The sequence below is a fragment of the Streptomyces sp. NPDC053750 genome, assembly GCF_044544295.1.
Lineage (GTDB): Bacteria > Actinomycetota > Actinomycetes > Streptomycetales > Streptomycetaceae > Streptomyces.
Genome location: NZ_JBITXB010000007.1, coordinates 417,467 through 437,007, shown reverse-complemented (window position 1 = coordinate 437,007; position 19,541 = coordinate 417,467). Strand labels below are relative to the sequence as shown.

The 19,541-nt window shown below is 73.4% G+C and carries 17 protein-coding genes; 9 read left to right on the top strand and 8 right to left on the bottom strand.

Features of this window, described 5'->3' with window-relative positions:
- Position 1 precedes the first annotated feature (1 nt).
- Entirely contained in the window at positions 2-1,531 is a 1,530-nt protein-coding gene (locus tag ACIGO6_RS22700; RefSeq protein ID WP_399878868.1) for an aldehyde dehydrogenase family protein, read from the bottom strand.
- Between the two features lie 196 nt (positions 1,532-1,727).
- On the opposite strand from ACIGO6_RS22700, the gene ACIGO6_RS22695 reads away from it, so the two are divergent.
- On the top strand, positions 1,728-2,624 hold the full coding sequence (locus tag ACIGO6_RS22695; RefSeq protein WP_399878866.1) for a GNAT family N-acetyltransferase: 897 nt from the start codon (positions 1,728-1,730) through the stop codon (positions 2,622-2,624).
- A gap of 64 nt (positions 2,625-2,688) precedes the next feature.
- Here ACIGO6_RS22695 and ACIGO6_RS22690 read toward each other — a convergent pair whose 3' ends face one another.
- The 4 genes from ACIGO6_RS22690 to ACIGO6_RS22675 form a co-directional block, all read right to left on the bottom strand.
- Positions 2,689-3,678: a malate dehydrogenase gene (locus ACIGO6_RS22690; RefSeq protein WP_399878865.1), complete on the bottom strand. Its 990-nt coding sequence runs from the start codon at positions 3,676-3,678 to the stop codon at positions 2,689-2,691.
- A 437-nt stretch (positions 3,679-4,115) separates the two neighbouring features.
- Complete coding sequence (locus tag ACIGO6_RS22685; RefSeq protein ID WP_399878863.1) at positions 4,116-5,393, bottom strand: DUF2690 domain-containing protein; 1,278 nt, start codon at positions 5,391-5,393, stop codon at positions 4,116-4,118.
- A gap of 581 nt (positions 5,394-5,974) precedes the next feature.
- Entirely contained in the window at positions 5,975-6,412 is a 438-nt protein-coding gene (locus ACIGO6_RS22680) for a DUF3017 domain-containing protein (protein WP_399878961.1), read from the bottom strand.
- Between the two features lie 115 nt (positions 6,413-6,527).
- Complete coding sequence (locus ACIGO6_RS22675) at positions 6,528-7,382, bottom strand: bifunctional methylenetetrahydrofolate dehydrogenase/methenyltetrahydrofolate cyclohydrolase (RefSeq protein ID WP_399878862.1); 855 nt, start codon at positions 7,380-7,382, stop codon at positions 6,528-6,530.
- A 319-nt stretch (positions 7,383-7,701) separates the two neighbouring features.
- Between ACIGO6_RS22675 and ACIGO6_RS22670 the strand changes: the two genes are divergently transcribed.
- From ACIGO6_RS22670 to ACIGO6_RS22640, 7 genes are all read left to right on the top strand, one after another.
- Positions 7,702-8,280 carry a hypothetical protein gene (locus ACIGO6_RS22670; RefSeq protein WP_399878861.1) on the top strand — a complete coding sequence of 193 codons (579 nt, stop codon included), beginning with the start codon at positions 7,702-7,704 and terminating at the stop codon, positions 8,278-8,280.
- Positions 8,281-8,406: 126 nt separating this feature from the next.
- Positions 8,407-9,177, top strand: coding sequence for an FHA domain-containing protein (locus ACIGO6_RS22665; protein ID WP_399878859.1), 771 nt, complete (start codon positions 8,407-8,409; stop codon positions 9,175-9,177).
- Positions 9,174-10,730 carry a serine/threonine protein kinase gene (locus ACIGO6_RS22660; protein WP_399878857.1) on the top strand — a complete coding sequence of 519 codons (1,557 nt, stop codon included), beginning with the start codon at positions 9,174-9,176 and terminating at the stop codon, positions 10,728-10,730. Before ACIGO6_RS22665 ends, ACIGO6_RS22660 begins: the two co-directional genes overlap by 4 nt.
- Before the next feature lie 137 nt (positions 10,731-10,867).
- Entirely contained in the window at positions 10,868-11,611 is a 744-nt protein-coding gene (locus ACIGO6_RS22655; protein ID WP_399878856.1) for an FHA domain-containing protein, read from the top strand.
- Positions 11,608-13,005, top strand: coding sequence for a protein kinase (locus tag ACIGO6_RS22650; protein WP_399878854.1), 1,398 nt, complete (start codon positions 11,608-11,610; stop codon positions 13,003-13,005). Before ACIGO6_RS22655 ends, ACIGO6_RS22650 begins: the two co-directional genes overlap by 4 nt.
- A gap of 122 nt (positions 13,006-13,127) precedes the next feature.
- Entirely contained in the window at positions 13,128-13,505 is a 378-nt protein-coding gene (locus tag ACIGO6_RS22645) for a peptidase inhibitor family I36 protein (RefSeq protein ID WP_399878853.1), read from the top strand.
- Between the two features lie 4 nt (positions 13,506-13,509).
- Positions 13,510-14,430, top strand: a complete 921-nt coding sequence (locus tag ACIGO6_RS22640; protein WP_399878851.1) for a hypothetical protein — start codon at positions 13,510-13,512, stop codon at positions 14,428-14,430.
- An 82-nt stretch (positions 14,431-14,512) separates the two neighbouring features.
- On the opposite strand, the gene purH is transcribed toward ACIGO6_RS22640, so the two are convergent.
- Positions 14,513-16,084, bottom strand: coding sequence for a bifunctional phosphoribosylaminoimidazolecarboxamide formyltransferase/IMP cyclohydrolase (gene purH / locus ACIGO6_RS22635; RefSeq protein ID WP_399878850.1), 1,572 nt, complete (start codon positions 16,082-16,084; stop codon positions 14,513-14,515).
- Positions 16,081-16,719, bottom strand: a complete 639-nt coding sequence (gene purN / locus ACIGO6_RS22630) for a phosphoribosylglycinamide formyltransferase (protein WP_399878848.1) — start codon at positions 16,717-16,719, stop codon at positions 16,081-16,083. Before purN ends, purH begins: the two co-directional genes overlap by 4 nt.
- Positions 16,720-17,035: 316 nt before the next feature.
- Here purN and ACIGO6_RS22625 point away from each other — a divergent pair, with 316 nt between their 5' ends.
- Positions 17,036-17,830, top strand: a complete 795-nt coding sequence (locus ACIGO6_RS22625) for a hypothetical protein (protein ID WP_399878846.1) — start codon at positions 17,036-17,038, stop codon at positions 17,828-17,830.
- Between the two features lie 103 nt (positions 17,831-17,933).
- Here the strand turns inward: ACIGO6_RS22625 and ACIGO6_RS22620 are convergent, their stop codons facing one another.
- Positions 17,934-19,511: a DUF6350 family protein gene (locus ACIGO6_RS22620; RefSeq protein ID WP_399878959.1), complete on the bottom strand. Its 1,578-nt coding sequence runs from the start codon at positions 19,509-19,511 to the stop codon at positions 17,934-17,936.
- Positions 19,512-19,541 lie beyond the last annotated feature (30 nt).

Below are 19,541 nucleotides of genomic sequence, written 5' to 3'. Positions count from 1 at the left end.
GTCAGCCGGCGAACCAGCGAACGGGCTTCGGCGCGAGGTTCTGGTACACGTGCTTGCTCTCGCGGTACTCGGCAAGGCCCGCGGGGCCCAGTTCGCGGCCGACGCCGCTCTTGCCGAAGCCGCCCCACTCCGCCTGCGGCAGGTAGGGGTGGAAGTCGTTGATCCAGACCGTGCCGTGGCGCAGTCGGCCGGCGACCCGGCGGGCGCGGCCCGCGTCGGCGGTCCAGACGGCGCCGGCGAGCCCGTACTCGGTGTCGTTGGCGAGGGCGACGGCCTCGTCCTCGGTGCGGAAGGTCTCGACGGTGAGGACCGGTCCGAAGACCTCCTCCCGTACGACGCGCATCTCGCGGTGGCACTGGTCGAGGACGGTCGGCTCGTAGAAGTAGCCGCTCTCCGGGCGTTCGGGGGACGGCTCGGGGCGCTTGCCGCCGCAGCGCAGCACGGCGCCCTCGGCGAGGGCGGAGGCGACGTAGTCCTCGGTCCTGGCGCGCTGCTGCTCGGAGACGAGCGGGCCGCACTCGACGCTGTCCTCGGTGCCGCGGCCGAGGCGGATCCTCTGGGCGCGGCGGGCGAGTTCGGCGACGAAGCGGTCGCGGACCGACTCCTCGACGATCAGGCGTCCACCGGCGGAGCAGACCTGGCCGCTGTGGATGAAGGCGGCGTTGAGGGCCTGGTCGACGGCGGTGTCGAAGCCCTCGTCGGTCTCGCAGGCGTCGGCGAAGACGACGTTGGGGTTCTTGCCGCCGAGTTCGAGGGCGACCTTCTTGACGGTGACGGCGGCGGCCCGGGCGACCTTGGTGCCGCTGACCAGGCCGCCGGTGAAGGAGACCAGGTCGACGTCGGGGTGCTCGGCGAGCCGGGCGCCGACGGTGTGGCCGGGGCCGGTGACGATGTTCGCGACGCCGGTGGGGAGGCCGGCCTCGACGAGCAGGTCGATCAGGGCGATCGTGGTGAGCGGGGTGATCTCGCTGGGCTTGACCACGAAGGTGTTGCCGGCGGCGAGCGCCGGGGCGATCTTCCAACTGGCCTGGAGAAGTGGATAGTTCCAGGGTGTGATCATCGCGCAGACGCCGACCGGCTCGTGCACGACGACGCTGTGGACGTCGGGCGAGCCCGCGTCCACGACCCGGCCGGGGGCCTCACCGGCGACGAGGTCGGCGAAGTAGCGGAAGGCGTCGGCGACGCAGTCGATGTCGACCCGGCCCTCCTCGACGGTCTTGCCCGCGTCGCGGCTCTCCAGCAGGCCCAGCTTCTCGCGGTCGCGCACGAGGAGGTCGGCGACGCGACGCAGCAGGGCGGCACGCTCGGCGACCGGGGTGTGCGGCCACTCGCCGGCGTCGAAGGCGTGCCGGGCGGCGGCCACCGCGAGGTCGGTGTCCTTCTCGTCGCCCTCGGCGACCACGGCGAACGGCACGGCGTCCGCGGGGTCGAGGATCTCGCGGGTCGCACCCGAGGTCGCCGCGAGCCACTCGCCGCCCGCGTGGATGGTGCGGTGACCCCGCTCGCCCTGGGTTTCCGTGCTGTTCGCCATGGTGGGAATGCCTTCCGTTCCTGATCAACCCCGCTGGGTCACACCCATGTCACTCTCGGGGACCGTGAGCCCCTGCCCCACGGCCTCGCATGCATGCCGAATCGGTGTGCGAAAGTGCGGCGCATCACTGAGGAAAGGGAGAAGGAGTACATATCGGGCATGGACCCGGCGTGTTTCTTTGACTAGGGTCAAGGGAATGGAGGCGACGACAGAGGACGTCACCGCGCTGCGGCGCTTCAACCGCTACTTCACGCGACGCATCGGCGTGCTCGACGACCACTACCTCGGCCAGGACCGCCCCCTCGGCGAGGCCCGGCTGCTCTTCGAGATCACCGAGAGCGGATCCGGGGTGTCCCTGCGGGAGCTGCGCGACCGGCTGCGCCTGGACGCCGGGTATCTGAGCCGCATGGTGAAGGCACTCCAGGCGCAGGGCATGGTCCGGCTGGGCGTGCACCCCGGCGACGGCCGGCTGCGCACCATCGAACCGACGCCCGCCGGACACGCCGAGGTCGCGGAGCAGAACCGCCGGGCCGACGCGCTCGCCGCCGGACTGCTGGCGGGGCTGGCCCCGGAGCAGCGCCGGCGGCTCACCGACGCGGTGTCCACCGCGCAGCGCCTGCTGCGGCTGGCCGCCCTCACCGTCACGCCGGTCGACGCCCGATCCCGGGACGCCCGCGCCTGCCTGGACGCCTACGCCGCCGACCTGGACGCACGCTTCCCCGAGGGTTTCGACCCCGCGGACCTCGTGCGGCCGCGGGAGGTGTCGGGGGACGCCGGGGTGTTCCTGGTCGCGTACGAGGAGGGGCGGCCCGTGGGCTGCGGGGCGCTACGGCGCACGGGACCCGGGGTCGGCGAGATCAAGCACGTGTGGGTGCACCCGGGCGCCCGGCGGCTCGGACTGGCCCGGCGCCTGCTGGACGCGCTGGAGACGGAAGCCGCCGCCCGGGGACTGGGCGTCGTACGCCTGGACACGCACGCCGTGCTCACCGAGGCGCGGGCGATGTACGCGGCGTGCGGCTACGCGGAGATCCCGGCGTACTCCGACCACGTCTACGCCGGGCACTGGTTCGAGAAGCGGCTGCCCGAAGCCTGACAACGAGCACGGGCCCCGCCCCGGCCGGTACCGGAGCGGGGCCCGTGCGGGCGTCGGGGTCGGCTCAGAGGAGGCCGAGACCGCGGACCGCCTCGCGCTCCTCCGACAGCTCCTTGACGGAGGCGTCGATGCGGGCGCGGGAGAACTCGTTGATGTCCAGGCCCTGGACGATCTCGTACGTGCCGTCCTTGGTGGTGACGGGGAAGGAGGAGATCAGGCCCTCCGGGACGCCGTAGGAGCCGTCGGACGGGATGCCCATGGAGGTCCAGTCGCCCTCGGCGGTGCCGTTGACCCAGGTGTACACGTGGTCGATGGCGGCGTTCGCGGCGGAGGCGGCCGAGGAGGCGCCACGGGCCTCGATGATGGCCGCGCCGCGCTTGGCGACGGTCGGGATGAACTCGTCCGCCAGCCACTTCTCGTCGTTGACGGTCTCGGCGGCGTTCTTGCCGGCGATCGTGGCGTGGAAGATGTCCGGGTACTGGGTGGCGGAGTGGTTGCCCCAGATGGTCAGGCGCTTGATGTCGGCGACCGTGGAGCCCGTCTTCTTCGCGAGCTGGGTCAGCGCGCGGTTGTGGTCCAGGCGGGTCATCGCGGTGAAGCGCTCGGCCGGTACGTCCGGGGCGGCGGCCTGGGCGATCAGGGCGTTGGTGTTGGCCGGGTTGCCGACGACGAGGACCTTGATGTCGTCCGCGGCGTGGTCGTTGATGGCCTTGCCCTGCGGCTTGAAGATGCCGCCGTTGGCCTCCAGGAGGTCGCCGCGCTCCATGCCCTTGGTGCGGGGGCGGGCGCCGACGAGGAGGGCGACGTTGGCGCCGTCGAAGGCCACGTTCGGGTCGTCGGTGATCTCGATGCCCTGGAGCAGCGGGAACGCGCAGTCGTCCAGCTCCATCGCGGTGCCCTCGGCGGCCTTGAGCGCCGGGGTGATCTCCAGGAGGCGCAGCTTGACCGGCACGTCCGCGCCGAGCAGCTGGCCGGAGGCGATGCGGAAGAGCAGGGCGTAACCGATCTGGCCGGCCGCGCCGGTGACGGTGACGTTCACGGGAGTGCGAGTCATGGCGTTCTCCGTATGACAGCTGGCGGTGGGGCGTCCCGGCCCCGGGCGTTTGATCGATCTCTTGGCGTCAAGAGATCGATCCAGCGGTCAGGCTATCGCGCCCGCGGTGCCCGGGACGTCCGGGTCGGTGTGGCCCGGCCCACAGGGTCGCCGCCCGGTCACCCGAGTGAGCGAAGCGAGCGGGCGAACGGGCGGGAGGTGCCGGACGGGCCCGGCGCCCTCGGGGCACGAAGAGGCGGCCGCCGGTCCGGGAGAGGAGGGACGAGACGGCCGCCGGTCGGGGTTTCCGTTGCCGGGCTCCCGTGGGGGTACTTGTCGCGTGCCCGCGACGCCGCGGGCCATGCATGTCCCGGACGGGTTTCTCCCGGAGCGGCCGTGCCCGTGTCCGGCACGGCGTCCTCGCGGCTCCCTCCCGACGCTCTCGTCGGCCCTCGCGGCTACTCCGTGCAGCCCTTCCGGCCCGCCGCCAGCGTCACGCACGCCTTGGCCTCGGCCGCGGACTTCACCGCCACCATCGGGGTGTACGCGACGGTGTCGGCGGCCCCGGTGACCGCGCCCGTCTGCGCGTTCCTGCCGTCCGCGCTCACCTGGACCTCGTCGCCCTGCGCGGCCTGGGTGACCCGGGCCCACGCGGCGCCGCAGGTCTTGCTGTAGCGGACCTCGACGGCGGCCGTGCCGACGGTGGCGGTCGCGGCGGTGGTCACCAGGTCGCCGCCGCAGCCCATGACCTCCGGGTCCTTGCCGGTGCACAGGTCGCCGCTGCACTTCACTCCGGGCGGCAGCTCGGTGTTGGTGCTCACGGTGGGCGAGGGGGAGGGCTTGGCCCCCTCGTCCTTCTTGTCCCCGCCGTCGTTCAGGAGGAAGAAGGCGCCCGCGATCACCACGAGCACGCCGACGACACCCGCGACGAACGTCGTCATCCGTTTGCCGCCGCCCGCGGAGGAGCGGGCTCCCGCGCGGGAGCCGCCTCGCGGGGGCTCGCCGTACGGGGCCGAGGGCTCCGGGCCGCCCGGTGCGGCGGCCGGCGTCTCGGCGAGCCCCGCGGAGCCCGCGCCGCCGGTCCTGGACCCGCCGCGCCCACCCGTGGGAGCGGGTCCCCGGTACCCGGCGAGCCCCCACGAGTTGCCGTCGGACGGCCCACCGGAGGAGACCCCGGAGGTGGTGCCGGACGCGCCGCGGTCCCGTACCGCTCCTACGGCGGAGTCGGGGCTTTCGGCGGCCGTCGGCTGCGTGGGGACCGTCGGCGGCGGCAGCGTGGGCGCCACACCGGCCGGCCCGGCGATCCCGGGCGCGTTCACCGCGCCCCCGCCGTGGCGGCCGGCCCTGCTCCCCCGGCTGCCCCGCCCGCCGCTGCCGGCCTTGGCCGCGGGCGTGCCCAGCTCGCCGAGCGCGGCACGCGCCTGGGAGATCCGGATGGCCTCCATCGTCATGTCGTGGCGCATCTCCGAGCGGCTCCAGGCCCGCTCGGCCAGCTCCCACATGGTCGTCAGGTGCATGGGGTTGGTCCCCGTCACCTCGGCCAGGGCCACGATGGCGCCCTTGGGCGCCAGCAGCCGGCCGTTCAGATAGCGCTCCCAGGACGTCTTGCTGTAGCCCGTGGCGTCGGCGACCGACGCGATGCTCAGCTCGCTGCGGTCCACGAGTCGGCGCAACTGGCTGGTGAACTCTCTGATCTGCGGATCGAGCTCATCCGGCAAAGCCTTCCAACGAGGCATTGCTTCCCCCTCTTCCCCCCGGTGACATGCTGTTCGTTCCCCCGCTCGGTCCTCGTGCGCGGCGTCCCGCACCGAGTCCCCGTTCTGGCTACCCACAGGGATGCGCCCGGTCAGGATCTCAGTTCCCGGGGTGGGGGCGCACAGGAGCACAGAGGTCGCGAACGTGCACCGTCGCACGCCCACCGACCCGTGGTCCAGTGTCCCACCGGTTCTCCGCGCATCGAACGCAGCCCCCGCCCCCAGTACGCAGTCCCCCCGGCCGCCGTTCAGGTCACCCCGGCCGTCCCGATTGCCACGCTAGCCCTGGTGTCGAACGACTTGGCACCACATCCGCGAACTTGTCGACACTTCGACACACGGACCGCACATATGCGATCACGCAGGGCCCACGAACCCCGCCCTTCACAGCGCGTCTTTCACAGATCGCGTAGCGGAGTAGCGGAACGGTCACTTCCGTGCCACAGCGCCCTGACAGGCGTTGAACAGGGCGTTCCGCGTGCAGCAGGGTTGATCACGGCGGCGGCCCGTCCTCCCACGGGGGTGGGGACGGGCCGCCGTACGCATGCCGGTGAACCGGTGGCCTACTCGACCGTGAAGTGCAGGGTGTCCTTCAGGAACGGGATCTCCAGCACCGGCTTCGGCTGGGTCATCAACGCCAGCAGAACGATGGCGAGGCCGAGGACGCCGTACGTGGTGATGTCCGTGAAGCGCGAGCGCACGGCGAGCATGCCGACGTCGGGCAGCACCCAGCGCAGCGCGGCGCCGACCAGCAGGGCCGCGCCGACCAGCAGCGTCCCCCAGCGGAACACGTCCAGCGTGGTCAGCAGCAGGCCGAGGCCGACCAGGAACACGACGACGAGCACCGGCCACTGCCGCGCGGGCGCCGGGGCGTCCCGGGGCGCCGCCCGGCCGCCGCCCTCGGGGCGCGCGGTGTCGCGGGTGAAGAGCGGGAACCGGCGGGTGACGCGCCGCGGCCTGCCGTCGGCGTCCGGCGCGCTGACGGGGTCCCGGACGGTGATGCCCTCGGCGCCCGCCTCGGACGCATCAGAGACCTCGGAGGTCTCAGAGGTCTCGGCGCTCTCCGTGCCCTTGATCTCCTCGGACCCCGCAGTCCCCTCCGTACCCCCAGTCCGCTCAGCCGGCACTGCGCTCCGCCGCCTCGACCACGTTGACGAGCAGCAGGGCCCGGGTCATGGGGCCGACGCCGCCGGGGTTCGGGGAGATCCAGGCCGCCACCTCGGCCACGTCGGGGTGGACGTCGCCCACGATCCTGCCCTCGGCGTTGCGCGAGACGCCGACGTCGAGGACGGCGGCGCCCGGCTTGACGTCCTCGGGGCGGATCAGGTGCGGGAAGCCGGCCGCGGCGATGATGATGTCCGCGCGCTTGAGGTGGGCGGACAGGTCGCGGGTGCCGGTGTGGCACTGGGTCACGGTGGCGTTCTCGCTGCGCCGGGTGAGCAGCAGCGGCATCGGCCGGCCGATGGTGACACCGCGGCCGACGACCACCACCTCGGCGCCCTTGATCTCCACGCCGTAGCGGCGCAGCAGGGTGAGGATGCCGTTGGGGGTGCAGGGCAGCGGGGCCGGCTCGTTGAGGACGAGTCGGCCGAGGTTCATCGGGTGCAGGCCGTCCGCGTCCTTGTCCGGGTCCATCAGTTCCAGGATGCGGTTCTCGTCGATGCCCTTGGGCAGCGGCAGCTGGACGATGTAGCCGGTGCAGGCCGGGTCCTCGTTCAGTTCGCGGACGACCGCCTCGATCTCCTCCTGCGTCGCCGTGGCCGGCAGTTCGCGCTGGATGGAGGCGATGCCGACCTGGGCGCAGTCGCGGTGCTTGCCGGCGACGTACTTCTGGCTGCCGGGGTCGTCGCCGACCAGGACGGTGCCGAGGCCGGGCGTGACGCCCTTCTCCTTCAGCGCCGCCACGCGGGCGGCCAGTTCGGACTTGATCGCGGCTGCGGTGGCCTTGCCATCGAGAATCTGGGCGGTCATGCCCCCATCCTCGCGGATGACCGGCCCCCTGTTCCAATCCGGTCACCGTCCGGTCGTGATCCGGGACGTGTCGTGATCCGGGACGTGTCGTGAACCAGGACGACACGGGACGCGTCCGCCCGTATCCGCGCATGATCGTGGTTGTTGCACTTGCACAACACCTTGCGGCCGGGGTGGACAAGTAGGAGACCGGTCAAGAACGATGGAGCGGCACAGTGCCGCGGGGCCGTACCGGGGGGACGAACCGCTACGTCATGAATCTCCTCCGAGCCGGGCCACGCGTCGTCCCCGCACTTACCGCGACGGAGGAAGTCCCGCCATGAGTTTCGGCGACCCGAACAACCCCTACGGTGCGCCCCAGGGCGGCCAGCAGCCGAACTACGGCTACCCGCAGCAACAGCCCCAGGGTCAGCCCGGTTACGGCTACCCCCAGGCTCCCCCGGTGTCGGCCGGCCACGGCTACCCCGCCGCCCCGACCTCGATGCCCGGCACGGTCAGCACGGCCCGCGTCCTGCTGTGGGTCATCGTCGGCCTCCAGCTCCTCGGCGTGGCCCTGTTCGCCTTCAGCGCCGTGAGCGTGGAGGCCGCGAAGGACGACGAGACCCTGAAGGACGACGCCGCCTTCCAGCAGCTGGCCGACTACTCGTCCGGCATGCTGTGGGGCCTCGTGGCGTTCGCACTCGTGTGGGGCGTGATCGCGCTCGTGATGGCGCTCAAGGTCGGCAGCGGCGGCAACGGCATCCGCATAACGACCATGGTCTTCGCCATCATCACCGCGATCCTCGGTCTGTACCCGTTCATCATCGTGGGCCTGGTCCACACGGTGCTCGCCATCCTGGTCGCCGTGTTCGTCGGGAACGCGAACGGTGCGGCCTGGTACAAGCGGCCGCGCTACTGAGGCGCCCGGAGCGCTTTCTCGCCAATCACGTCACAGGGCCGTGTCTCACCCGTACGAGGGGGGACACGGCCCTGGTGCGTCGCCCTAGTCTGGCCGGGGTAGCCGTCAGGCACGGGGAGACGCACCTTGTACAGCATCATCGTGGTACCTCCGCCGACCACGGAGGACGAACGCGACCGCACCGGTGAACGCGCCGGTATGCCCGCCCAGTTCCGGCTCGCGCCCGGCGAACGGCTCGTCTTCGGGCGGTCGGTGCCCGAGGGAGGCCTGCGGATCGGGCACGACGGGGTGTCCCGCAGAGCCGGTGAGATCACCGCGCACGGCACCTTCTGGGCCCTGAGCAACCTCTCGTCCCACCAGACCTACGTGGTGGAGAACCCGGAGGGCGCCGGCGAGCACATCAAGGTGGCGCCGGGCCGGCTGGAGGCGCCGGTGCCGTTCGAGTTCTCGCGGATCGTGCTGCCCGCCGCGGGCGACCTGCTGCCGGTCGAGGTGTGGGCGCCGCGCCACGACTACCTGCACCCGGCGGACGGCACGGACGGCGAGCCGACCGCCCCCGCCTTCTCCGTCGACCGCACCAAGCGGTACTTCGCGGTCCTGGCCGCCCTGTGCGAGCCCCGGCTGCGCGGCGCGCCGCACGCGCCGCTGCCGACCATGGACCAGGTCGTCGACCGGCTCCGGCCGACCTGGCCGGCCGCCTCCCGCACGTCGGTGCAGTGGAACATCGACTACCTCGCCGTGAAGCTGCGGCTGAAGCCGGGCCCGGAGACGGCCGAGCCGGGCCCGCGGCTCAACGGCAAGAAGGAGTCCCTGGTCTCCCTGGCCCTCCGCTTCGACCTGGTCCGCGAGGACGACCTGGTGGTCCTCACCGATCCGTCCGGACGGGCGCTGCGATGACGGAGCCGTACGCCGTCCCGGTGCCCAGGGGGTACCGGGTGGGGGTCTGGGAGGTGCGGGAGCCGATCGCCACCGGCGCCTTCGGCAGCGTGTACGCCGCGCGCCGGACGGAGGACGGCGGCGGGGGGCTGCCGCGCACGGCCGCACTGAAGTTCCTGCCCACCGGCACCGACACCCCGCGTCAACTCGCCCACCTGCGGGAACTGGTCGAGCGCGAGGTCGAGTTGCTGCGCCGACTGCGGCAGCCGCGGCTGATCCGGATGTACGAGACCCTGATCGTCGACGACCCGGCCCACCCCCGGCTCGACGGCGCCACCGTCCTCGTACTGGAGCGCGCCGAGGGGTCCCTGTCCGGCCTGCTGGCCGGCTCGCCGCGTCCGCCCGGCGGGCCCGCGCTGCTCGCGCAGGTCTGCGCGGGGCTGGCCCAGCTGCACCGGGCGGGCTGGGTGCACGGGGACCTGAAACCGGCCAACGTGCTGCTGATGGCGGACGGTTCGGCGCGGCTCGCCGACTTCAACATGGCCGCGGAGCTGGAGGGCACCCACGCCTACACGCCCGCCTTCTCCACCCCGGACTACACCCCGCCCGAGCTGCTGTGGTCCGAGATCGGCGAACGCGGCCGGCGGATCCGTCCGTCCGCCGACGTGTGGGCCTTCGGCGTCCTGGCCCACCTGGTCCTCACGGGCTCCTTCCCCCTGCCCGGCGGCACACCGACGGCCCGCCGCGACGCCGCGGTCGCCTACGGCCGCGGCACCGACGACCTGCGGCTGTCCCCCGAACTCCCCGAGGCGTGGCGGGAGGTCGTACGGGCGTGTCTGACCCGTACGCACGCCGGGCGCATCGGCACGGACGCGCTGCTGCGACGCGTGGCGGACACCGCGGGCGGCGCGAGCGGAACGGCGCGGCTCCTCCGGCGCCCCGCGCATCCCTGGCGGGCCGCCCTCGCCGCGGCGGCCGCCGTCGCCGTCGTCGCGACGCTCGGGTACGGCCTCGGCATCCGGGACGACGGCTCCCCCGCCGCCGGCGGCCGGGGCGCCGGCGCCTCCGCGAACGTGGCCGCCGCCTCCTACGGCGCCGCCGAACTCCGCACCGACCGGGACGTGCCGCCCGCCTACCGCCTGCTCATCGTCGAGACGGCGCACGACTGCGATCGCAAAGAGGTGAGCCCGCCCCTGATCGCCGCCATGCTGAAGGTGGAGAGCGACTTCGACCCGGACCTCGCCGATCCCGCCAAGGACGAGTACGGCATCGCCCGCTGGACCCCGAAGGTGCTGCGCTGGTGGATGAACGAGGACGGCACACCCGGCGAGACGGTCCCCGAACCGCCGTTCCCTCCCGCCGAGTCCATCCCGGCGATGGGCCGGTACCTGTGCTGGATCACGCCCCGTCTGCACGCCGGCCTGCCCGGCGACCGCAGGGTGCTGGTCGCCGTCGCCTACCGGACGTCGTACCGCAAGGTGAACGACGCGGGCGGAGTTCCCCCGAAGTACCGCGACTACGCCGACCGCGTCGCTCACCACCTCAAGGAGTACACGCCGTCGGCCCGTGAGTGACCCTGTGACGTCCGAGGTGGCCGTCGACCCGCCGGGCCGTCCGAATGCTGCGGGTTCCGGCAGGCGCCTCCTCTACTCTGCCCGTTGTTGGACTGGGGAAGGTTGACCCCGAGTGATCGGGGGAGGGGGACGACTCCATGTACAGCGTCATCGTCGTGCCGCCGTCGTGCGGCAGTGTGGCCGAACAGTTGAGGCTCGCCGCGGGTGAGCGCGTCGAGTTCGGCAGGGCCGAATCCAGAGGCGGGGGCCTGACCATCGCGCACGCGGGGGTGCCCCGGATCGCCGGGGAGATCGCGGCACACCGGACGTTCTGGCTGCTGAGCAACCTCAGCGAGGACCAGACGTATGTGGTGGAGAACCCGGAGGGCGCCGGCGAGCACATCAAGGTCGCGCCGGGCCGCGTGGACGCGCCCGTGCCGTTCGAGTTGTCGCGGGTGACCCTGCCCGCCGCGGGTGACCTGCTCACCTTCGACGTGTGGGCGCCGCGGCACTCGTTCCGCAGCGTCGAACGCGGGCGACTGGCCGGAGCCACCACCGCACCGGCGTTCGCCCTCGACCGCACCAAACGGTACTTCGCGGTGCTGGCCGCCCTGTGCGAGCGCCGTCTGCGGGGCGAGCCGCAGGCCCCGCTGCCCGCCGTCGAGGAGATCGTGGAGCGTCTGCGGCCCAGCTGGCCCAAGGTCAGCCGCTCCGCCGTCTACTGGAACATCGACTACCTCGCCGTCAAACTGCGGCTGCGGCCCGACCCGGACACGGCCGAGCCGGGCCGGCGGACACACGGCAAGAAGGAGTCCCTGGCCTCGCTGGCCCTCCGCTTCGACCTGGTCCGCGAGGACGACCTCGTGGTGCTCGCACCGGTCCCGAGCGGGGCGGCGCGGTGACCGGGCGGCCGTACGCGGTCCCGGTGCCCAAGGGGTACCGGATCGGGTCCTGGGAGGTGCGCGAGCCGCTCGCGTCGGGGGCGTTCGCCACGGTCTACGAGGCGGTGCGCCACCCGTCCGCCGCGCCGCCCGACCGCGGCACCGGCACCGGCACCGGCACCGGCACCGGCACCGGTACCGGTACCGGCGAGTCGCCGCACCGCGTGGCGCTGAAGTTCCTGCCCACGGGCACCCGCACCCCGCGCCAGCTGCACCATCTGCGTGACCTGGCCGAGCGCGAGGTGCAGTTGCTGCGGCGGCTCCGCTCCCCCCGGCTGATCCGGATGTACGACACCCTGACCGTCGACGACCCGGACCACCCGGAGCTGGACGGCGCCACCGTCCTGGTGCTGGAGCGGGCCGAGGGGTCTCTGGACGCCGTACTGGACCGGGCTCCCACCCCGGAGTCCGGGCCCGCGCTGCTGGCCCAGATCTGCGAGGGCCTGCACCAGCTGCACCACGCGGGCTGGGTGCACGGCGACCTGAAACCGGCCAACGTGCTGCTGATGGCGGACGGTTCGGCCCGCCTCGCCGACTTCAACATGGCCGCGGAGATGGAGGGCACCCACGCCTACGCCCCCGCCTTCGCCACCCCCGACTACACCCCGCCCGAGCTGCTGTGGCCCGAGGTCGACGAGCGTGGCACGCGGATCCGCCCGTCGGCCGACGTCTGGGCCTTCGGTGTCCTCGCGCACGTGGTCCTGACCGGGGAGTTCCCGCTGCCCGGCGGCACCGCGGAGGCACGCTCCGACGCGGCGATGCGCTACGCCCGCGGCCGTGAGGAACTGCGCCTGTCCCCCGGCCTCCCCGACGGGTGGCGGGACATCCTGCGGGACTGCCTGGCCCCGACCCACGCGGAGCGCGCCTTCGACACCGGGGCGCTGCTGCGCCGGGTGGAGGCGGCGGCCGGCGCCGCCAGGTCGGCCCGGCTGCCGAGGCTGCGGCCCCGGCGGTGGCGGCGCCCGGTCGTCGCTGCGGCGATCGCCGCGGCCGTGGTGGGCGCCGCCAGCCTGGCGTACACCACGCCGTGGGACTCGGCGCCGGCGGCCGCGGCCCCGCCCACCTGCGAGAAGCCGGTGGTGTACGAGGACGCCAACGGCCGGGGCCACATGGCGGGGCACAGCGGCACCTGGGACTTCACCATCAAGCGGGGCGACGGCGGAAGCCAGGTCAGGGAGCTGCAGTGCCTCCTCAGACACCTGCACGGCATCACGGAGGTCGGCGAGGTGGACGGCGACTTCGGTCCCATGACCCAGGGCGCCGTCATCACCTTCCAGAAGCGCGCCGGGCTGGACGCGGACGGCATCGTGGGCCCGGCCACCTGGCGCGCGCTGCGCCAGGCGGAGACGTCCTGACCTGTCCGGAACGGTCCCGGGAACAGCCACCCTGCAAGGTTTCAGGTACCCCGAATCCCCCTCCCCGGCCAGAGTGAGGCCTGCACAAGGGACCACAGGGACACACAAGGGGAGGACCTCACATGATCCGTACGAAGATCGCGGCAGCCTTCGGGGCGGCGGCGCTCGCCGGACTGGGCATCGCCGCCACCGCCACGCCGGCGAGCGCGGCGTGGACCGACTGCAGTTCCGGCGCGCTGTGCGCGTACCTGGGGGACAACGGCGCGGGCGACCCGGGTGAGGTGTTCGGGGACAACACGAACCTGCTCCAGTACACCAAGTTCAACAACGCGGAGTCGGTCTACAACAACGGCAACGACTGCAACGTGCGCGTCTACAACGGAACGGGCTACACCGGCAGCTCCTTCCTCCTGCTGCGCGGGTACACCATCGGCAACCTCGACTCGTACAGCGGCGGCATCTTCGCCGACGACCTCGCGTCCAACCGCTGGGTCTGCTGACGCCATGCGCAGACTGCTGTGGCTGACCGCCGCAGCCCTCCTCGCCGCCGGGTGCTCCGCGTCGCCCGGCGGCGGGGCCGCGGCCAGGAAGCAGCCCGATCCCCGGCCGCTGGGCGGCGCACTCCACTACACCGCGGCCGAGTCGGCCGCACTGCACCGTGCCGAGGAGCAGGAGGTGCGGACGTGCATGACGAGCCGCGGGTTCGACTACGACGCGATACCCGTCGGTGACGTCGAGCGGAGGGCGGCCGAGAGTCCCTACGGCCTGCTGACGCCGAGCCGCGCGGCCCAGGACGGCTACGGCCTGACCGTGCAGAGGCTGAGGAAGCCCCCGGCCGACCCGAACGCCCAACGAGTGTCGGCGCTGGCCGAACGTGACCGCCGCGCCTGGGAGGGTGCGCTCAAGGGGGCGGCGAACGGGCCGCGCGAGGAGATCGAACTCCCTGGCGGGCCGACCGTGTCGGTGGCCACCGATTCCTGCGTCTCCGTGGCGCGCCGGGCCCTGTACGGCGCGTCGTGGGACCGGAACCAGTACGCGCTGCAGAGCCTTCGCAACTCGGTCGTGACGGACACGCTCGACCACTCCCTCGTGAGGTCGGCGGAGCGGAAGTGGGCCGCGTGCATGCGGGACGAGGGTTTCCGGTACGCGCACCGCGAGGACCCGCTCAAGGCGCTGAAGAAGCGGCTCGACTCCGCCGGCTCGGACGCGGCTGCCCTGCGGGCCACGGGGCGGGAGGAACTGCGGATCGCCGTGCGGGACGCCGCGTGCCAGGCCGAGGCCGGTCTGGCCGAACAGATCTCCCGGGCCCAGAAGCAGGTGGAGAAGGCGCTGCCACCCGCGCGCACCTCACTGCTGGAGGAGTTCCGTGCGGCCCGGGACGCCGCGCTGCGGCAGGCGGGAGCGCGGACGGCTTCGACGGCGTGACGACCGCGTGATGGAGGGGCGTGACGGGGGCGTCCCGGTCCCGGTGCCGGTGCACTGTGACCGGGACACCCTCACACGCCGCCTAGTGGAAGAAGTGCCGCGTCCCGGTGAAGTACATCGTGACGCCGGCCTTCCGGGCCGCCTCGACCACCAGCTCGTCGCGGACCGAGCCGCCCGGCTGGACCACGGCCTTCACGCCCGCCGCGGTGAGGATCTCCAGGCCGTCCGGGAAGGGGAAGAACGCGTCGGAGGCGGCGTACGCCCCCTGCGCGCGCTCGGCACCCGCGCGCTCCACCGCGAGCTTCGCGGAGTCGACGCGGTTGACCTGGCCCATGCCGACGCCGACGGAGGCGCCGTCCTTGGCGAGGAGGATGGCGTTGGACTTCACGGCCCGGCACGCCTTCCAGGCGAAGGCCAGCTCGGCCAGCTCCGCCTCGGAGAGGGCCTCGCCGGTCGCGAGGGTCCAGGTGGCCGGGTCGTCACCGTCGGCCTGGAGGCGGTCGGTGACCTGGAGGAGGGCGCCGCCGTCGATGGGCTTGACCTCGACCGGGGCGGCGGGGGCCTCGGGGGCGCGCAGCACGCGGATGTTCTTCTTCTTGGTGAGGGCTTCGAGCGCGCCGTCCTCGTAGTCCGGCGCGACGATGACCTCGGTGAAGATCTCGGCGACCTGCTCGGCCATCTCCTTGGAGACCGGGCGGTTGACCGCGATCACGCCGCCGAACGCGGACAGCGGGTCGCAGGCGTGCGCCTTGCGGTGCGCCTCGGCGACGTCCGCGCCGACCGCGATGCCGCACGGGTTGGCGTGCTTGATGATCGCGACGCAGGGCTCGGCGTGGTCGTACGCGGCACGGCGGGCGGCGTCCGTGTCCGTGTAGTTGTTGTACGACATCTCCTTGCCGTGCAGCTGCTCGGCCTGCGCGAGGCCGCCGCCCTCGGGGGCGGTGTAGAGCGCGGCGGGCTGGTGCGGGTTCTCGCCGTAGCGCAGGGTGTGCGCGCGGTCGTACGTGGCGCCGAGGAAGTCGGGGAACCCGGACTCGTCGACGGGGGCGTACTCGGAGGCGAACCAGGAGGCGACGGCCACGTCGTACGCGGCGGTGTGCTGGAAGGCCTCGGCGGCCAGCCGCTTGCGGGCGGCGAGGTCGAAGCCGCCGTCCTTCACCGCGGACAGCACGTCGGCGTAGCGGGCGGGGCTGGTGACGACCGCGACCGAGGGGTGGTTCTTGGCGGCGGCGCGGACCATCGACGGGCCGCCGATGTCGATCTGCTCGACGCACTCGTCCGGGGTGGCACCCGAGGCGACGGTCTCGCGGAACGGGTAGAGGTTGACCACGACCAGGTCGAACGGCGCCACGCCCAGCTCGTCGAGCTGCTGCCGGTGGCTGTCCAGGCGCAGGTCGGCGAGGATGCCGGCGTGGACCTTGGGGTGCAGGGTCTTGACGCGGCCGTCCAGGCACTCGGGGAAGCCGGTCAGCTCCTCGACCTTGGTGACGGGCACGCCGGCCGCGGAGATGCGCCCGGCGGTGGAGCCGGTGGAGACGAGCTCGACGCCGGCCTCGTGCAGCCCGCGGGCCAGCTCCTCCAGTCCGGTCTTGTCGTAGACGCTGACGAGCGCGCGACGGATGGCCCGCTTGTTGCTCTCGGCGGTGGCGGTCACTGGATAACTACCTTTCGTCCCTCAATGCGATAGCCGTTGCGGGCGAGCCGCCCCACGACATCGACGAGCAGCCTTCGCTCGACTTCCTTGATGCGCTCGTGCAGAGCGCTCTCGTCGTCCTCGTCCCGGACCTCCACCACGCCCTGCGCGATGATCGGCCCGGTGTCGACGCCGTCGTCGACGAAGTGGACGGTGCAGCCGGTGACCCTGGCGCCGTACGCGAGCGCGTCCCGCACACCGTGGGCTCCCGGGAAGCTGGGGAGGAGCGCGGGGTGGGTGTTGACGAACCGCCCGCCGAACCGCGCCAGGAACTCCTTCCCCACGATCTTCATGAACCCGGCCGAGACGACGAGGTCGGGCTCGTGGGCGGCGACGGCCTCGGCGAGCGCCGCGTCCCACTCCTCGCGGGTCCCGTAGTCCTTGACCTTTCGTACGAAGGTCGCCAGCCCGGCGCGCTCGGCGCGGGCGAGCCCCTCGATGCCGTCGCGGTCGGCGCCGACGGCCACGATCTCGGCTCCGTAGGCCTCGACGCCGATGGCGGCGATCTCGTCGAGGAGCGCCTGGAGGTTGGTGCCGGATCCGGAGACCAGTACGACGAGGCGCTTGGCTCGCTGGGCCACGGGCTTGGCGGCCACGGTGGGGGCCTTTCTCGGGGGAGCGGGTCTCAGCGGTCGGTTTCGCACGGCCGACGGTGGTGCACGTTCATCGGTTTGTACAGTCGTACGAATGCTTCGCGCCCCGGGATACGGGGAAGTCTACGAAGCAGCCGACCGTCAGCAACGATACCGGCACACCGGACGGCCCCCTCGGGACGGGGGCGTGGCCGGAAGGTAGCGTCTGCCTGGAGCCGGACCGGGAACGCGACCCGCGCGCCATGCGTTCACCAGTCGTGCCGACCAGTTCGCCCGTTCGTTCCAGTTCGTTTATCGCCAAGGGGAAGACGCTCACTTGATGCCGGACCGCAGCCCGCGACTGCTCACGCTCCCCCAGCAGCCGGCGCAGCCAGGGGGGCGCAGCGCCGTGTTGCTGCGGGAACGCCGCTCCTCGCCGCCCGACTCCTCCTCGGACCGGAAGAACGGCGGCGAGCAGGACGGCGCACCTCAGGATCCCCAGCAGGACAACCCGTTCGCCCCGCCCCCCGAGGGCACGCCGGACCGCCCCTGGCAGCCGCGGCACCCGTCGGGCGACGACTCCCGGGGCTCACAGGGTGACGGCGGCGGTCGCTCCCCGTGGGGCCGCCAGTGGAGCGACCGGCAGCCCGGCCGTTCCCCGGGCAACTTCGGCGAGCGGCCCGGCGGCTCCGGCTCCGAGGGACCGGGCGGCGGCGGGGGCCCGCGCTGGGACCCGACGGACCCGGCCCAGCGACGCGCCCGCTATGCGCTGCTGAGCGGCATGTGGGCCCTCTTCTTCGCGCTCTTCACCTGGCCGTACGTCGCGCTGCTGCTCGGCGCCCTCGCCCTGTACTGGGGCATCAGCGCGCTGCGCGCCAAGCCCCGCACCGGCGGCGACCCGGACACCCCGGCCCCGTCCGCCGAGCAGAACGGCCGCCCGCAGCGCACCGCCGCGATCAGCGGCCTGGTCACCTCGTCCCTGGCCCTCGCCCTGGTCGCCGCGTCCTTCGGCGCCCAGCTGGTCTACAACGACTACTACACGTGCCAGAACGACGCGCTGACCAGCGAGGCAAAACAGTCCTGCGACCGCCTCCTGCCGGAGCAGCTGAGGGACCTGCTGGGCACGGAGGGCTGACGTTCCCTTTCGACGCCGGTCCGGGCAATCCCAGCCCGTCCGGCGTTTGAGGAACGAAGCCGAAGGCCGTACCCATGGCGACACCCGACGCGCCGTTCCCGCCTCACCCCCCACGGAGCGGCCCCACAGGCGAGTCGTCCCCGTCGTACAGCCCGAACGGCACGGCATCCTCGTCCTCGTCCTCCTCCGCGCTCGGGCCCCCCACCGCACCTTTCCCTCGGACCCACCCGAGGGAAGCCATGGAGGGCACGGAGGGCATGGAGGGCAACGGCAACCGCCACCACCGTTCGCCGGCGGCGGCCGCTTCCTCCTCCTTGCGCACCGCCCCCGCCGAGACCTCCGCGGCACCCCGCCAGCCCCACCACGCCCGCAGCACCACCGCCACCGGCACCGCCACCACCCCGACCCACACCAGCGTCGCGCCGCCGGCCTGCCACCACACCGGTCCGAACTCGGCGAGCGCGGCGTCTCCGAGCGGCCCGCCCGCCCATGCGGCCAGCAGGGCGACGAGGACCGCGCACAGAGCGGCGGCCACGAGGGCGGCGGCAGCGGTCCGACGCCACGACCACGCCGACGCCGCCCGCGCCGTGAACCACCCCGTCACCACCCCCGCCGCCAGCGGCACCGCCCCGGCCGCCCAGTGCAGCGGCGTGCCCGGACCCGCGTCCGGTACCGCGGCCAGCAGCGGGAACGGCGGCAGCAGGGGGGCGGGGCCGGAGGAGAAGGGCTCCACGACATGCCCGGTCCCGAGCACGAAGCCGGGGCCGAGGGCGTACGCCGCCGCCCACACCGCCGCGTTCGGCACCAGCACCATGCAGAGCAGCAGTACGGAGAACCGGCCCGGCCACCCCTCGGCCAACTGCACCAGCGCCTCCCGGGCCGCGGCTCCGTGCCACACGAGCGACACCGCGAGCAGCAGCGCCCCGCCACCGACGAGCACCGCCGCACCGGCGCCCGCGGCGCGTGTCGCGGCGCCCAGGCGCGCGTCCGGCTCCACGACCAGCTCCCGCACCGTCCGGGGCAGCACGCGCAGCGCCTGTCCCACCGGACCGCCCGGTCGGCCGAACGCCGTCCACACGCCGGCCCCCGCCGCGGCCATGGTGGTCAGCGGCAGGCACACCGTCATCGACCACCAGGAGGGCCGCAGCGCGCCGCCCGCCGCGTACAGCACGACGGGCGCGGCGACGGCGAGGTAGCCGACGACGACCCCGGTCCAGGCGTTGCGCGCGGAGAGGGGCGGGGGTCCGGCGGCGCGGCCCCCGCCGCCGCCCAGGTGCATTCCGGCCCCCGCCCCCGGGCCCGCTCCCACGGCCAGGCCGACACCGTCCCCGGGGTCGCTGGCGTCCCGGGCCGCGCGGTGCAGCAGCCACACCGGCAACAGGAGCAGCAGCAGTGGGGTGACGCCCACGGGTGCGGGGGCGCCGGTGAGGGTGTCGGCACGGACCAGTTCGACGCCGTGGGCCAGTAGCCACATCGCCGCGGCGACGTGCAGCGCGCCGCCGGGTCCGTTGTCGGGGTACGGCGAGCTGATCCACAGCACCGTGACGAGCACGGCGCACGCGGCCAGTCCCAGACCCGCCGCGACCGCGCCGCCCAGGAGGCCGGCGGCCAGCCCGGGGGACCGGTCGCGCCACCGGGTGCGCAGCATGGACAACGGGGCTCTGCGGGCGGTCGTCGGCATCACGCCGCCATGCTCCCAACGACACGCGCT